General features: G+C 51.8%; 14 protein-coding genes. 4 read left to right on the top strand and 10 right to left on the bottom strand.

Annotation, left to right across the window (positions count from 1 at the left end; translation table 11 throughout):
* Nucleotides 1-137: 137 nt before the first annotated feature.
* Complete coding sequence (gene yihA, locus J4613_RS21920) at nucleotides 138-770, bottom strand: ribosome biogenesis GTP-binding protein YihA/YsxC (RefSeq protein ID WP_000183327.1); 633 nt, start codon at nucleotides 768-770, stop codon at nucleotides 138-140.
* 239 nt (nucleotides 771-1,009) lie between these two features.
* Between yihA and J4613_RS21915 the strand changes: the two genes are divergently transcribed.
* The 3 genes from J4613_RS21915 to hemN all read left to right on the top strand — a co-directional run bounded on the left by J4613_RS21915 (nucleotide 1,010) and on the right by hemN (nucleotide 3,430).
* A complete protein-coding gene (locus tag J4613_RS21915) occupies nucleotides 1,010-1,234 on the top strand; it encodes a hypothetical protein (protein WP_001541209.1) in 225 nt (74 codons plus the stop codon).
* A gap of 118 nt (nucleotides 1,235-1,352) precedes the next feature.
* Entirely contained in the window at nucleotides 1,353-1,868 is a 516-nt protein-coding gene (gene yihI, locus J4613_RS21910; RefSeq protein WP_001661595.1) for a Der GTPase-activating protein YihI, read from the top strand.
* 188 nt (nucleotides 1,869-2,056) lie between these two features.
* Nucleotides 2,057-3,430, top strand: a complete 1,374-nt coding sequence (hemN, locus tag J4613_RS21905; RefSeq protein ID WP_000003520.1) for an oxygen-independent coproporphyrinogen III oxidase — start codon at nucleotides 2,057-2,059, stop codon at nucleotides 3,428-3,430.
* A gap of 89 nt (nucleotides 3,431-3,519) precedes the next feature.
* Here the strand turns inward: hemN and J4613_RS21900 are convergent, their stop codons facing one another.
* The 4 genes from J4613_RS21900 to glnA form a co-directional block, all read right to left on the bottom strand.
* Nucleotides 3,520-3,630, bottom strand: a complete 111-nt coding sequence (locus tag J4613_RS21900; RefSeq protein WP_001578131.1) for a YshB family small membrane protein — start codon at nucleotides 3,628-3,630, stop codon at nucleotides 3,520-3,522.
* Between the two features lie 112 nt (nucleotides 3,631-3,742).
* Nucleotides 3,743-5,152 (bottom strand): nitrogen regulation protein NR(I), encoded by a 1,410-nt coding sequence (gene glnG, locus J4613_RS21895; RefSeq protein WP_001188782.1) that lies wholly within the window; start codon nucleotides 5,150-5,152, stop codon nucleotides 3,743-3,745.
* Nucleotides 5,153-5,160: 8 nt separating this feature from the next.
* Nucleotides 5,161-6,210, bottom strand: a complete 1,050-nt coding sequence (glnL, locus tag J4613_RS21890) for a nitrogen regulation protein NR(II) (RefSeq protein WP_000146192.1) — start codon at nucleotides 6,208-6,210, stop codon at nucleotides 5,161-5,163.
* 274 nt (nucleotides 6,211-6,484) lie between these two features.
* A complete protein-coding gene (glnA, locus tag J4613_RS21885) occupies nucleotides 6,485-7,894 on the bottom strand; it encodes a glutamate--ammonia ligase (RefSeq protein WP_001271699.1) in 1,410 nt (469 codons plus the stop codon).
* 375 nt (nucleotides 7,895-8,269) lie between these two features.
* Here glnA and typA point away from each other — a divergent pair, with 375 nt between their 5' ends.
* Entirely contained in the window at nucleotides 8,270-10,093 is a 1,824-nt protein-coding gene (gene typA, locus J4613_RS21880; RefSeq protein ID WP_000572060.1) for a ribosome-dependent GTPase TypA, read from the top strand.
* 54 nt (nucleotides 10,094-10,147) lie between these two features.
* Here the strand turns inward: typA and J4613_RS21875 are convergent, their stop codons facing one another.
* The 5 genes from J4613_RS21875 to J4613_RS21855 are packed head-to-tail and all read right to left on the bottom strand — an operon-like array spanning nucleotide 10,148 to nucleotide 14,878.
* A complete protein-coding gene (locus J4613_RS21875; RefSeq protein ID WP_001523763.1) occupies nucleotides 10,148-10,882 on the bottom strand; it encodes a Cof-type HAD-IIB family hydrolase in 735 nt (244 codons plus the stop codon).
* Entirely contained in the window at nucleotides 10,867-11,745 is an 879-nt protein-coding gene (locus J4613_RS21870) for an STM4011 family radical SAM protein (RefSeq protein ID WP_017465957.1), read from the bottom strand. The genes J4613_RS21875 and J4613_RS21870 overlap by 16 nt, the downstream gene beginning before the upstream one ends.
* Nucleotides 11,742-12,983, bottom strand: a complete 1,242-nt coding sequence (locus J4613_RS21865) for an STM4012 family radical SAM protein (protein ID WP_017465956.1) — start codon at nucleotides 12,981-12,983, stop codon at nucleotides 11,742-11,744. Before J4613_RS21865 ends, J4613_RS21870 begins: the two co-directional genes overlap by 4 nt.
* A 1-nt stretch (nucleotide 12,984) precedes the next feature.
* Nucleotides 12,985-13,860 (bottom strand): STM4013/SEN3800 family hydrolase, encoded by an 876-nt coding sequence (locus tag J4613_RS21860; protein WP_022544682.1) that lies wholly within the window; start codon nucleotides 13,858-13,860, stop codon nucleotides 12,985-12,987.
* Nucleotides 13,853-14,878: an STM4014 family protein gene (locus J4613_RS21855; protein WP_077907196.1), complete on the bottom strand. Its 1,026-nt coding sequence runs from the start codon at nucleotides 14,876-14,878 to the stop codon at nucleotides 13,853-13,855. Before J4613_RS21855 ends, J4613_RS21860 begins: the two co-directional genes overlap by 8 nt.
* Nucleotides 14,879-14,888: the final 10 nt, after the last annotated feature.

Here is a 14,888-nt window from a genome sequence, read left to right as displayed (position 1 = left end):
AAGCTACATCGGAAGCTCAGAGTCTTCAGGCCGGATACAAGCTTCTCCCGTTTCAGATAGCTGACAGCTAATCAGCTATCTGTTCAGGATACAAGGCCGGATAAGGTGTTTACGCCGCCATCCGGCATAGCGGGTGATTATTCCCCGTCCTGAATCTCTTCGACCGGTGCCAGTTCACTAAACCAGCTATCCAGCTTCTGACGTAACTTATCCACGCCCTGCTTTTTCAGCGAGGAAAACGCTTCTACCTGCACATCGCCATTAAAAGCCAGCACGGCTTCACGTACCATATTCAACTGCGCCTTGCGCGCGCCGCTGGCCAGTTTGTCCGCTTTGGTCAGCAGAACCAGAACCTGGATATTGCTCTCTACAGCCCACTGGATCATCTGTTGGTCGAGGTCTTTCAACGGATGGCGGATATCCATTAAAACGACTAAGCCCTGTAGGCTTTGACGTTTCTCCAGATATTCCCCCAGCGCGCGTTGCCACTTGCGTTTCATCTCTTCCGGGACTTCCGCGTAGCCATAGCCCGGCAGGTCGACCAACCGTTTGCCATCTACGACTTCAAACAGGTTAATCAATTGGGTACGGCCCGGCGTTTTAGAGGTGCGCGCCAGGCTTTTTTGGTTGGTCAACGTGTTCAGGGCGCTGGATTTGCCTGCATTGGAACGGCCAGCAAAAGCCACTTCAATTCCGCAATCGGAAGGTAAATGGCGAATATCAGGCGCACTCATCACAAAATGCGTCTGTTGATAATTCAGGTTAGTCAAAGCGGTCGTCTCCGTCAGTCAAAGCATTGTGGCGATTATACCTGAACGCCAGCAAAAGACGGATTTTTCGGCGCGTCGGTGCTGTAAGCAAAAGCCATACGCTTTGTGAGACATTGTCCATTGCACTTATGCGACATGACAGAGTCGTTGTCACGCTAAAAGCCAGTTAATATAGTTAAATCATGAATTTATAGAAAGGTAATTGTCTGAAAAAAAGGGATTTGCCGTGTCGGTATCTTGTGAGTTTACCCCAAAAGAGTAAAGTAATGCACATAGCGAGGACGCTAACAGGATCAACGACTCAGGATGAGGGTCAGGAGCGCCAGGAGGCGAAGACACAGGATTGTCAGGAAGACAAACGTCCGGAGACGTTAGTAAAAGGAAATGGAAACAACATGGAATGTTCCAGGCTAAGGGAAAAACAGGGCGTGTTGATAGCCAACAGGGATGGTGGAACCCGTTAAGGGTCGTGAGTCAAGAAAAAAGGCGGCAGATTACTCTGTCGCCTTTTTTCTTTGCTTGCTTTCTGCTAGATTCCGCCTCAATTCTATACTGAATAAAACGGCTTAAAGATCTGACATCATGAAAAAACCAACCTCTGCACCGCGCAGTAAAGCCTTTGGCAAACAGCGTCGTAAAACGCGTGAAGAGTTAAACCAGGAGGCGCGCGACCGTAAACGCCTGAAAAAACATCGCGGTCATGCGCCGGGAAGTCGCGCGGCGGGCGGCAATTCCGCTTCGGGCGGCGGCAATCAGAATCAACAAAAAGATCCACGTATTGGCAGTAAAACACCTGTTCCATTGGGCGTGACTGAAAAAGTGACCCAACAGCATAAACCGAAAAGTGAGAAACCTATGCTTTCACCGCAGGCGGAGTTGGATTTACTGGAAACGGATGAGCGCCTGGATGCGCTGTTAGAACGTCTGGAAGCGGGCGAAACCCTGAGTGCGGAAGATCAAGCCTGGGTAGATGCCAAACTGGATCGTATTGATGAACTGATGCAGAAGCTTGGTCTGTCTTACGATGATGACGACGAAGCCGACGAAGAGGACGAGAAGCAGGAAGATATGATGCGCTTGCTAAGAGGCGGCAACTAACGGGTTTACACCGTGGGCTTGCCCGTCCTGCTTATAACCCTTCCGGTTATATGTTATCTGGTGTGGTTATTCGTTAAACTACAGCGATTGTCGCGGCGACAGAAATGGCTGCGCAGCCGGCTTGCCGCCCGTCATGGCGTGAAGCCGGTACGCCGTACCCGCCAGAGACGCCATCGGAAGGAGTGAGCATGTCTGAACAGCAAATAGACTGGGATCTGGCCCTGATCCAGAAATATAATTATTCCGGGCCACGATATACCTCGTACCCAACCGCGCTGGAGTTTTCTGAAGACTTCGAGGACGCCGCATTCTTGCAGGCTGTGGCGCGTTATCCTGAACGTCCGCTCTCGCTGTATGTGCATATCCCGTTTTGTCACAAGTTGTGTTATTTCTGCGGCTGCAACAAGATTGTCACCCGCCAACAGCATAAAGCTGACCAGTATCTTGACGCGCTTGAGCAGGAAATTCGTCATCGCGCGCCGCTGTTTGCAGACCGTCATGTCAGCCAGCTTCACTGGGGCGGCGGTACGCCTACTTACCTGAATAAAGCGCAAATCAGCCGCTTAATGACGCTGTTGCGTGAAAATTTCCACTTTAATACCGACGCGGAAATCTCGATCGAAGTCGATCCCCGTGAAATTGAGCTGGATGTGCTCGATCATTTACGTGCGGAAGGTTTTAACCGCCTGAGTATGGGCGTGCAGGACTTTAATAAAGAGGTGCAGCGCCTGGTTAACCGCGAGCAGGATGAAGAATTCATCTTTGCGCTGCTTAATCACGCCCGCGATATCGGCTTTACCTCGACCAATATCGATTTGATCTACGGTCTACCGAAACAGACGCCGGAAAGCTTCGCTTTCACGCTGAAGCGTGTGACGGAGCTGAACCCCGATCGTTTGAGCGTCTTTAACTATGCGCATCTGCCAACGCTTTTTGCCGCCCAGCGTAAAATTAAAGATGCTGATTTACCCAGCGCGCAGCAGAAACTGGATATTTTGCAGGAGACGATCGTATCGCTTACCCAGGCTGGTTATCAGTTTATCGGGATGGACCATTTTGCCCGTCCGGACGACGAACTGGCCGTCGCGCAGCGCGAAGGCGTGTTGCACCGTAATTTTCAGGGCTATACGACCCAGGGCGATACCGATCTGCTGGGGATGGGGGTTTCTGCTATCAGCATGATTGGCGATGGCTACATGCAGAACCAGAAAGAGCTGAAGCGTTATTACCAGCAAGTGGATGAGCGGGGCAATGCGCTATGGCGTGGTATTACGCTGACCCGTGATGATTGCATTCGTCGCGATGTTATCAAGGCGCTGATTTGTAACTTCCGCCTGGATTTTAACGCTGTCGAACAGCAGTGGGGTTTGCATTTCGCTGAGTATTTTGCCGAAGATTTGCAGTTACTGTCGCCGCTGGCGAAAGATGGGCTGGTGGATATTAGCGAGAAGGGAATTCAGGTGACGGCGAAAGGTCGTTTGCTGATCCGCAATATCTGCATGTGCTTTGACGCGTATCTGCGCCAGAAAGCGCGGATGCAGCAGTTCTCGCGCGTCATTTAGCCGGGTTGCCCGGTGGCGCTGCGCTTACCAGGCCTACACGTTGCGACAACCTGTAGGCCGGATAAGCATTAGCGCCATCCGGCACATTGTCAGCTGAACAGTCCCACCAGCGCGGCACACAACACGGCGGCTAGCGCAGTTTGTGGCGTGTGGCTGTCGACCGCTCCACTCGATACCAGATTAATAATAGATTCTAACATAATGAATCCCCCCGTTTGCCGGGCATGATCATACTGAACTCATCGGAACAGTAAAGCGCAAAATAGCAGCGTTTTGCGCTCAATTATTAATCTTTACACTCGCGGGTAATGTTTACTCCATTCCCAGCTCTTTCAACTTCCGCGTTAGGGTGTTTCGCCCCCAACCGAGCAGCCTGGCGGCTTCCTGTTTATGACCCTGCGTATGGCGTAACGCCGTGGTCAGTAGCGTTCTCTCCAGTTCTGGCTGCGCTTCAGAAAGCAGGTTTTGATGACCGGATCGCAAGGCGCGGTCCGCCCATTGCGCCAGTAATGTCGCCCAGCTATCCGGCGGCAGGTGGGACGGGCTATCCGGCGCCGAGGCTTCAAACAGTTCGCCCGGTAAATCCTGGATCAACACCTCCTGTCCGGCGGCCATGACGGTGAGCCAGCGGCAGGTATTTTCTAACTGACGCACGTTACCAGGCCATGCCAGGCGCGTTAACGCCGTTTCGGTTTCCGGATGTAATAATTTGGCTTCCACACCTAATTCACGGGCGGCGACCTGCAAAAAATGGCGCGCCAGGCGCGGAATATCCTCACGGCGCTCGCGCAACGGCGGAAGATGGATACGAATCACGTTCAGGCGGTGGAACAGGTCTTCGCGGAATTTCCCTTCCTGAACGCGTCGTTCGAGGTTCTGGTGGGTGGCGGCGATAATGCGCACATCCACTTTTACCGGCGCGTACCCGCCCACGCGGTAGAACTGTCCGTCAGCCAGCACGCGTAACAGACGAGTCTGGACATCCAGCGGCATATCGCCAATTTCGTCCAGAAACAGCGTGCCGCCGTCAGCCTGCTCGAAACGGCCCTGCCGGATGGTATTCGCCCCGGTAAAAGCGCCTTTCTCATGGCCAAACAGTTCGGATTCAATCAAATCTTTCGGGATGGCCGCCATATTGAGCGCGATAAACGGCGCTTTGGCGCGTGGGCTATGGCGGTGAAGCGCATGGGCGACCAGTTCTTTACCGGTCCCTGATTCGCCGTTAATCAGCACGCTAATCGAAGAACGCGACAGCCGACCAATAATGCGAAACACATCCTGCATGGCGGGCGCTTCGCCTATCATGTCTGTTGTCGGGCCGTTAACCTCGATATTACGCGGCTGCTGCTGCTCCTGATAGTGGCTAATCGCGCGCTCGACCAGAGCGACGGCTTCATCAATATCAAACGGTTTAGGCAGATAATCAAACGCCCCCTGCTGATAGGCGCTCACGGCGGCATCTAAATCGGAATGCGCGGTCATAATGATGACCGGAAGCATCGGGTGACGCTGTTTAATCTGCTTTAATAGCGCCAGCCCGTCCATTCCCGGCATTCGGATATCCGACAGCAAGACGTCCGGCGTTTTACTGGCCAGCGCAGCCAGTACTTCATTACCATTCTCAAAGGTGGTACAGGTCAACCCTGCCCCGGCGAGAGCACGTTCAAGCACCCAACGGATGGAACTATCATCATCGACGACCCAGACTATTCCTCGTTGCATAAACACCTCTATTTCCGAATCGGCAGGTAAACCGAAAACTCGGTATGCCCCGGCCAACTGGTAAATTCAATTTTGCCGGCGTGTTGATCGATAAGATTGCGGGCGATAGATAACCCAAGCCCGGTGCCGCCTTCGCGACCGCTGACCATCGGGTAGAACAGCGTATCCTGTAAATGGGGAGGAATGCCCGGCCCATTGTCTTCAACGTCTATACGCGCCGCCAGGCGATAGCGTTCGCCATGCAGCGTTAACTGGAAGGCGGTACGGGTACGCAGCGTAATTTCGCCGCCATCCGGCCCCAGCGCCTGCAAGGCATTGCGGACAATATTCAGCAGTACTTGCTCAATTTGTTCCGGGTCATGCGGCAGTTCTGGCAGACTGGGGTCGTAATCGCGGATAAGCCGGACATTATCCGGCAGTTCCATCGACACCAGCGCCACCACGCGCTCCGCGACTTTATGTATGCTCTCGGTAATGTGCATTCCCGGGTGCTGCGGCCCCAGCAAACGATCGACAAGGTTGCGTAGCCTGTCGGCCTGTTCAATGATGACTTTGGTATATTCCGTTAGCGCCGGGTCGGGCAGCGCCTTGCTGAGTAGCTGCGCCGCGCCGCGCAGGCCGCCGAGCGGATTTTTGATTTCGTGTGCCAGACCGCGCACCAGATCGCGGGCGGCGATTTGCTGCGCGTGCTGCAACTGCTCCTGACTCAGACGACGCTGGTTATCCATCGGCGCCATTTCGAGCAGTATAAAATCGTCGGGCAGACGTTGGGCGGTCAAAGAGAGAATATGCGAGCGACTATCAATCACCAGCGTCACTTCGTTATCGGTAAAGCCTTGCCCTGCCGCTAAACTTTCGCGCATCAGGTCAATGTTTAACGAAAAATAGCTCAACAGTTCAGGTAACGGCGTCCCGAACAGTTTGCGTGAGCTTTGCGCGAGCAACTGCTGCGCGGCAGGGTTGGCGTAATGGATTGCCAGCGCGTCGTCGACCACCAGCACGCTGTTGATTAACGAATTGAGGATCTGCCCAGCATCGGGCTGTATGCCGCTTGCCATTCAGCAGTCTCCTGGAAAAGGTTGCACCATTTTAGTGCATTATAGCTTTTTACTACTAAAAAGCGCGTGAGATCAGATTGTTGGTGGAGAAAAAAGCCCATCCTGGGATGGGCTGAAAGTTTCCACGGCAACTCAAAAACTCCTGACGCCTTTCACGCTGCTGCTGCGTTGGCTGCCTTCGCTTACCCCAGTCACATCGCTATCTATGCTCCTGGGGATGTGCTCAGTTGCCGCCTTGCAGCAACGCGAAATTCGTCGGATTTTTAATATACGATTAAACGCTGTAGTACAGCTCAAACTCTACCGGGTGCGGGGTCATACGCACGCGGTCATCTTCTTCGCGACGCAGCGCAATATACGCATCGATCGCTTCATCCGTGAACACGCCGCCTGCTTTCAGGAACTCGCGGTCCAGGTCCAGCGCGTTCAGCGCTTCTTCCAGAGAACCCGCTACCTGTGGGATCTCTTTCGCTTCTTCCGGCGGCAGGTCATACAGGTTTTTGTCCATGGCTTCGCCCGGGTGAATCTTATTCTTAATCCCGTCCAGACCGGCCATCAGCAGGGCGGCAAAGCACAGATACGGGTTAGCCGCCGGGTCCGGGAAGCGAACTTCGATACGGCGCGCTTTCGGAGACGCCACCACCGGAATACGGATGGAGGCGGAACGGTTACGGGCGGAGTAGGCCAGCATCACCGGCGCTTCGTAACCCGGGACCAGACGCTTGTAGGAGTTGGTGGTCGGGTTCGCCAGGGCGTTGATGGCTTTGGCGTGTTTGATGACGCCGCCGATGTAGTACAGCGCTTGTTCAGACAGGCCGGCATATTTGTCGCCAGAGAACAGGTTGGTGCCGTTCTTCGCCAGCGACATGTGGCAGTGCATACCGGAACCGTTATCGCCGAACATCGGTTTTGGCATAAAGGTCGCGGTCTTACCGAAGCGGTGAGCCACGTTATGCACGACATATTTGTAAATCTGAATTTCGTCGGCTTTTTTGGTCATGGTGTTAAAGCGGGTCGCCACTTCGTTCTGACCTGCGGTCGCTACTTCGTGGTGGTGCGCTTCAACGACCAGGCCCATCTGCTCCATGACCAGACACATTTCAGAACGGATATCCTGCGCGGAGTCAACTGGCGGAACCGGGAAATAACCGCCTTTCACGCCCGGACGATGGCCTTTGTTGCCGCCTTCATATTTGGTAGAGGAGTTCCAGGCGCCTTCAATATCGTCAATCGCCACATGTGAGCCGGAGATAGATGCGCCGAAGCGGATGTCGTCGAACAGGAAGAATTCAGGTTCCGGCCCAAACAGGACGGTATCGGCGATACCGGTCGCGCGCAGGTAGTCTTCCGCACGTTTTGCGATGGAACGTGGGTCACGGTCATAACCTTGCAGAGTGCCAGGCTCCAGGATGTCGCAACGGATAATCAGGGTAGAGTCCGCGAAGAACGGGTCAATCACTGCGGTGGATGCGTCTGGCATCAGCACCATGTCGGATTCGTTAATGCCTTTCCAGCCGCCGATAGAGGAGCCGTCAAACATTTTGCCTTCTTCAAAGAATTCGGCATTTACCTGATGAGCAGGAATCGTGACGTGCTGTTCTTTGCCTTTGGTATCGGTGAAGCGCAGATCGACAAACTTCACTTCGTGCTCGTTCAGCATCGTCAAAACGTGTTCAGCGGACATACTTGTACTCTCCCGGATTGGTCATGGTCGGTCGTCGTGGTAACGAGATCTTCAATTCTGCTGGCCGTGTCGCCGTAAAAATATAAAGCGAAATCTGTGCCAACTTTCATATTGCCCCCAAAAGGCGTTATCATGCGCACCATCGTGCAAAAGGGCTGCACCACGGTGACTATGTTGCACCAAAATAGTGCTTCAATGTGAACATTAAGCACCACATTGGTGCAATAGAACGCAAGCCACCCTTTTAACGCTCCGTGAAAGCGATCACAAAGAGACTCTGCAATACTTGTTTGCGGAGGATGTTTGTGATCCTGTTTTGTAGTGCGATTAATCCGTGTACAATAACGCGCTATTTCTAATGCCTGAGGCAAAGTTGTGATCGAAAATTTGCGTAACATCGCCATCATCGCGCACGTTGACCATGGTAAAACTACCCTGGTTGATAAGCTGCTCCAGCAATCCGGTACGTTCGACGCGCGTGCCGAAACTCAAGAGCGAGTGATGGACTCCAACGATTTGGAGAAAGAGCGTGGTATTACTATCCTCGCTAAAAACACCGCTATTAAATGGAATGATTACCGTATCAACATCGTTGATACTCCCGGGCACGCTGACTTCGGTGGTGAAGTAGAGCGCGTCATGTCCATGGTTGACTCTGTGCTGCTGGTGGTTGACGCATTTGACGGCCCGATGCCGCAAACGCGCTTCGTGACCAAAAAAGCCTTTGCTCATGGCCTGAAACCTATTGTGGTTATCAACAAGGTTGACCGTCCTGGCGCGCGCCCTGACTGGGTTGTTGACCAGGTATTCGACCTGTTTGTTAACCTCGACGCGACCGACGAACAGCTGGACTTCCCGATCATCTACGCTTCGGCGCTGAACGGTATCGCGGGTCTGGACCACGAAGATATGGCGGAAGACATGACCCCGCTGTATCAGGCGATCATTGATCATGTTCCGGCGCCGGACGTTGACCTCGATGGTCCGTTGCAGATGCAGATCTCCCAGCTGGACTACAACAACTACGTTGGCGTTATCGGCATCGGCCGTATCAAACGCGGCAAAGTGAAGCCGAACCAGCAGGTCACTATCATCGATAGTGAAGGGAAAACCCGTAACGCGAAAGTAGGTAAAGTGCTGACGCATCTGGGTCTGGAGCGTATCGACAGCGATATCGCCGAAGCGGGCGATATTATTGCGATCACCGGTCTGGGCGAGCTGAACATTTCCGACACCATCTGCGACCCGCAGAACGTTGAAGCGCTGCCGGCGCTGTCCGTTGATGAGCCTACCGTGTCTATGTTCTTCTGCGTTAACACCTCGCCGTTCTGCGGTAAAGAAGGTAAGTTTGTGACTTCTCGTCAGATTCTTGACCGTCTGAACAAAGAGCTGGTGCATAACGTGGCGCTGCGCGTTGAAGAAACCGAAGATGCGGATGCGTTCCGTGTATCCGGTCGTGGCGAACTGCACCTGTCCGTGCTGATTGAAAATATGCGTCGTGAAGGTTTCGAACTGGCGGTTTCCCGTCCGAAAGTTATCTTCCGTGAAATCGACGGTCGTAAACAAGAGCCGTACGAAAACGTGACGCTGGACGTCGAAGAGCAGCACCAAGGGTCTGTCATGCAGGCGCTGGGCGAGCGTAAAGGCGATCTGAAAAACATGAATCCGGACGGTAAAGGCCGCGTACGTCTCGACTACGTGATCCCAAGCCGTGGGCTGATTGGTTTCCGTTCAGAATTCATGACCATGACTTCCGGTACGGGTCTGCTGTACTCCACCTTCAGCCATTACGACGATATTCGTCCGGGTGAAGTGGGCCAGCGTCAGAACGGCGTACTGATCTCTAACGGTCAGGGTAAAGCGGTGGCGTTTGCGCTGTTCGGTTTGCAGGATCGCGGTAAGCTGTTCCTGGGCCACGGCGCGGAAGTTTATGAAGGCCAGATTATTGGTATTCACAGTCGCTCCAACGACCTGACGGTAAACTGCCTGACCGGTAAGAAGCTGACCAACATGCGTGCGTCTGGTACGGATGAAGCGGTGATTCTGGTTCCGCCAATTAAAATGAGCCTTGAGCAAGCGCTGGAGTTCATTGATGACGACGAACTGGTAGAAGTCACCCCGACCTCTATCCGTATCCGTAAACGTCACCTGACGGAAAACGATCGCCGCCGTGCGAACCGTGGTCAGAAAGAAGAGTAATTAACGCTCTTACGGATAAAAACCCTGCCGAAATGAAAGCTCGGCGGGGTTTTTTTATTCACGTTGAGAAAGGGATAAGGTTGCCAAAAAATCAGCAATCGCTGGCGTATTATGCCGACCAATGACGCTGTCCGCATAAACCTTTGCCCGGGCGCTGGCATTCCCCATCGCTACGCCCAATCCGGCTAAACGTAGCATTTCCGCATCGTTATCATTATCGCCAAACGCCATCACTTCGCGCATTGCGATATGCTGTTGCTGTGCATATCTGGCGAGGCTTTGCCCTTTGCTACACCCCTTCTGGAGAATATCCAGTTGATGATGCCAGGACCAGGTACAGCTTAGCTGTAATTCATGCTGTATAAACTCAGCAATATTTTGTAGTTGTTTTATGTGCCGATGAACGATGCTGATTTGCCAAATATTCTCCCTACTGCTTAGCTCATCAGCCTGAAAGATTATTTTATCATCAGCACGAATTGTCGGTTTAAGCGGATATACCCGCGCCAGTATTTTTTCCGTTTGTAAGTGCGTCAGCGGCAGCGGATCAAGGATCTGCTGTTGAGCCGGTTGATAAATATAACTTCCGTTACAACAGATCATCGGTTCGGTGAGCGCCAGCGTTTGATAATACGCATAGGCTTCACGATGAGAGCGGCCGGTGACAAGCATTATTCGGCAGCCCATGTCCTGCATCTGACGGATGGCGGTTAGCGACTCTGGCAGAATTTGTTTATTACGGTTTAGCAGCGTTCCATCAAGATCAAAAGCGATTAAACGATATCGCATGAGCGCCCGATCCTAAAACAGCGTGAGGTATCCAGGTGATTCAGCAATGGAATATCGAGACGGTGCTGATAAGCGAGAAAACAGTGGCATTGTTTTGCCTGGCAGGCGGGAGAATTAAGCCGTTGCTGATATAAATTACCCATTTTAATTTTGCTGATATGACAAGCAAAAAGATCGCCTTCTGCATTCATAAAAATACTTTTTCTTCCTGCGGTACAGATATCCAGCTGCGCCGGCCACTGCTGCGTTTCAATCACATACAGCGGATCGAGTTCTCTGAAGGCGATGGTTTCCTCCACGGTATGCCGGGTATTGGCACACTCGTTGGCGTTAAACCAAAAATAATTCTGGTCAGGCAACTGCTGGCGTAGCCAACGAAACTGGTCGATATCTTTCATACTGGCGACAGCCCCCGCGCACCAGGTTATTCCGGCGGCAGAGAGCGCTAAACACTGCTGGAGAAAGCGCTCAGCGGTAATTTGTGAGGGATGAAAAGAACACCATAACCGAAGCTTTGAGATATCTCCGCCGCCAGCACGAAATGCCTCCAGCAATGACATTAACGAAAAAGAGGCGTTAGTTTGTATGCCGACCGCCTGAACATGAGGATAGCGGCTAATTTCTGCCAGCGCCGCCATGTAATAACGCAAGCGTAGCGCCTCGCCATAGGGCGTAATCATCACATTCAACGGCGTACCTAAAAGAGGCAAATGGTCAACCATGCGCCATAGCGCGGCTTCGTCCCGTTTTTTATCGTTACGGGCGTGTTTATGGAACGGGCAATAGCCGCAATGATAATTACACGATTTAAGATAGCCGCGATAAAACAGCGTGTGAATATCGCGCAGGGCGGGGGTACTCATCTCTGCCGATTCTCCCGTAGCATCACCTCAGGCGAAACGAACACAGGAGCAAGGCAATCGGATAATGCCATACCGGTCTCCGTTAGCCGGAGGCGACTGCTATTCTGATAACAGTAGCCTTGCTGTATAAAGCGTTCCAGGTCGGGGAAATCCCTTAGCGCATCGCTGGCAAAATATTGCTGATAATCGCTAAGAGAAAGTCCCTGCCAGAAAAATAGATTTTTAATGATAAAGCGGCGTTTCATTTCATCAGGGGGGAGCAGATAACCGTGATTAATGACGGTTTTATCCGGGCTGTCGATAAACGCCTGAATGATTTTTCGTGATGTCTGCAGGTTCGACGACCACGGCGAACAGTAATGCAGATTGCCAAGATAACTTCTGCCGCCCGCGCCGAGCGCCAGTGAGTTTTCAAATCCGCAGCTTTCCGCCGCGGCGGATGGCGCTGGATTAAGGACGAAACGGCGCATGGACGTTTGGGTATAGCCCGCGTTGCGTAAAAGATCGCGGGCTAAAATGTAGTAGCTATGCATATTTTCCTGGCGAGGCATATTATAAAGCGGATAAAGAAAAAGCTCTTCCGGTTGATAAACGAGCGCCTGATGTAACGATTCCGTCAGGCTTGCGTGAGTCTGGCCGGGAATGCCGTAAATAATATCAATATTGAGTGATGGAAAATGACCCGCCTTTAGCCATTCCAGCGCCTGGTGCGCGCTGGCGGCATTGTGGCGGCGATGCAGCGTATGTAACTCGCCATCATGAAAACTTTGTACGCCAATACTGACGCGATTAACGGAAAAGGCGTTTAATAGCGCTACTTTTTCTGCTGTGGTATCCGTAGGGGAAGTTTCAATCGTTTTATAAATATTCCAGTCAACATTGAGCACATCAAAGGCGGAAAAAAATAACTTTTCTAATTGCGCAATGTTTAATAGCAGAGGTGTGCCGCCGCCTACGGTAAAGCTTGCCCAGTGGACGGGCGCCAGCGCCATTTGTCGGCCCTGGGTAATAATCGCGTCGATATAGCTATCAATGAACGTATTATCTGCGCCTGTACAGGTAAATAAATTACAGAACCCGCAGCGACTTTGACAAAACGGCATATGAACATACAGATGTGTGTCGTGCTCGTAAATGCGCTGTTTTACTTCGCTAAAACTGACGTTCTCCAGCTCCCGATAAGCCGTCTTATGCGGATAACTGTACATATACTGACGATAAATATCATTGTTATTCATATTAATGATTACAGCTCAGCAAGAAATGCATATAGGGAACGGTATTAACGATCGGATGATTAAAACTATGGAAATATTTCCCGTCTTCGCCATAGCAGGTACCGTGATCGGAGCAGACAATAACGAACGTTTCGCCGCCGGTTTGGCGGAAAATGTTTAGTAATCCGTCGATGCGGGCGTCGATATAGCGTAGCGCGGCGGCATGGGTCTCAACGGTATCGCCAGGGGCCGCGCCCTCAACGTAAAAATGGTTAGGGTAATGAATCGTGTCGATATTGATATACATCATGACCGGTTGGCTGCCAGCACGTTCGGCCATGATTTTCTGGATATAATGGATCTGGTTATCCATACTCTCTTTAACCGTACAGGCAAAGCGTGGATGCCAGTAACTCTCTTTAAACATCGACGGGAACACTTTTCCCATGCCGGAGCGGTTATTAAAGAAAGAGACGCCGCCAATACAGATGGTCTGGTAGCCTTTATTTTCCAGACTTTTTATCCATGTTGCGTCATCAAAGGCAAATGCATTTTTCGGCCCTTTACGACCAAGTCCGATATCTTTTGGGAAAAACAGCATGGTCTGATTAACGGTATAATCAATAGGTTTTGGCATAAAACCTGAAAACATGGCGTGATGCGAAGGCCAGGTAAAATTACCGACCGCCTCGCATTTCGTCCATTGTCCATAATGATTAAGGTTGGGCGTATTTCCGGCGGTTTGTTCCTGAAGCGCAATATCGTAGCGTAACGAGTCCAGCACAATAAAAAGAATATGAGCGTTATTACTAATTAGCGTATTCATATTGAATTCGCCATCGCCTGTGTCAATCGACGCGTGCAGCGAGACGGGGACTTCATCCATTGAATTATACATTTTGCTTCCTCATGGCCCGGATTTGCGCCTGATAAATTAGATTATTCTGCTGCGCATCCTGATAAATCAAATCACCCTGGCCATTAATTTCAATAATATACGGCGTCAGGCTGGTGGTAAGTAAAACATCAATACCCGCTAAGCGAATGCCAGGGAAAAGCCGCATGGCATTTTGACAGAGCGTATCGATCTCAGTCACTTTTGCGGCAGATAACTCCAGACTTTCGAAGCAGTAAGCCTGGTTTTGCAGATGTAAGTTAGTAATGGGCTGCGAGGAGGTTCTGACCACACGCCAGATAATTTCGCCATCCAGGCAGACGATGCGTAAATCATAGGTTTTATGCTTTACGCTGGCTTTGGGCAGCCACTGTTCGACGAGGTTTTCCTGCTGAAGAACGCCATCAATAATGAGCTGGATATCTTCTTTCTGACGATATTGTTGGATTTTTTTGCTGTTAAATAGCTGTTGTCCTGATATGGCAATCGCGCTGTAAAGCACCTGCTTTATGCCATCAGGGTGGCGGCGCAAAGCGATAACGCCCGCCGCGCCAGAACCCAGCGAGGGCTTAATAAACACGCTGGCGACCCTTTTTTCCTCCATGATGGCGGTGAGCTGTGCAAAACTTTTTACGTCTTCCGCTACCAATGGCGGCGTGGGGATGCCGTGTTCCAGTAAGCGCCGCTTGCAGAGTTTTTTATCCAACAGGTGAATGAGGCCCGCCGGATGGTTAAGCCAGGTGACGCCAGGACGCGCCGCCATGTTCTGCAAAAAATGGATATAGTCCAGACCGATCGCGTTTATTTTGCGGATGTCTGTTTCACTGTGTACTGGCGGGTCGATTTTAACGATGCCAGAGGTCAGCGAAGCGTCCAGCGCTTGCGGATGAGTCAGCGCCGTGACGGGTTCCCCAAGTACGGCGGCAGCCTGCATAAAATAATGCGTGCGCTTGCTCTGACGGGGGCCAATGAGCGTAATCACAATAAATCCCTTTATCGTTGTGTAGGGGAATGTGCACATTCCCCTACAC

The sequence above is a fragment of the Salmonella sp. 32020114201800008SM genome (assembly GCF_017572025.1).
Lineage (GTDB): Bacteria > Pseudomonadota > Gammaproteobacteria > Enterobacterales > Enterobacteriaceae > Salmonella > Salmonella enterica.
Note: the sequence above shows the minus strand (reverse complement) of the source record. Positions and strands in the feature narration are given on the sequence as shown.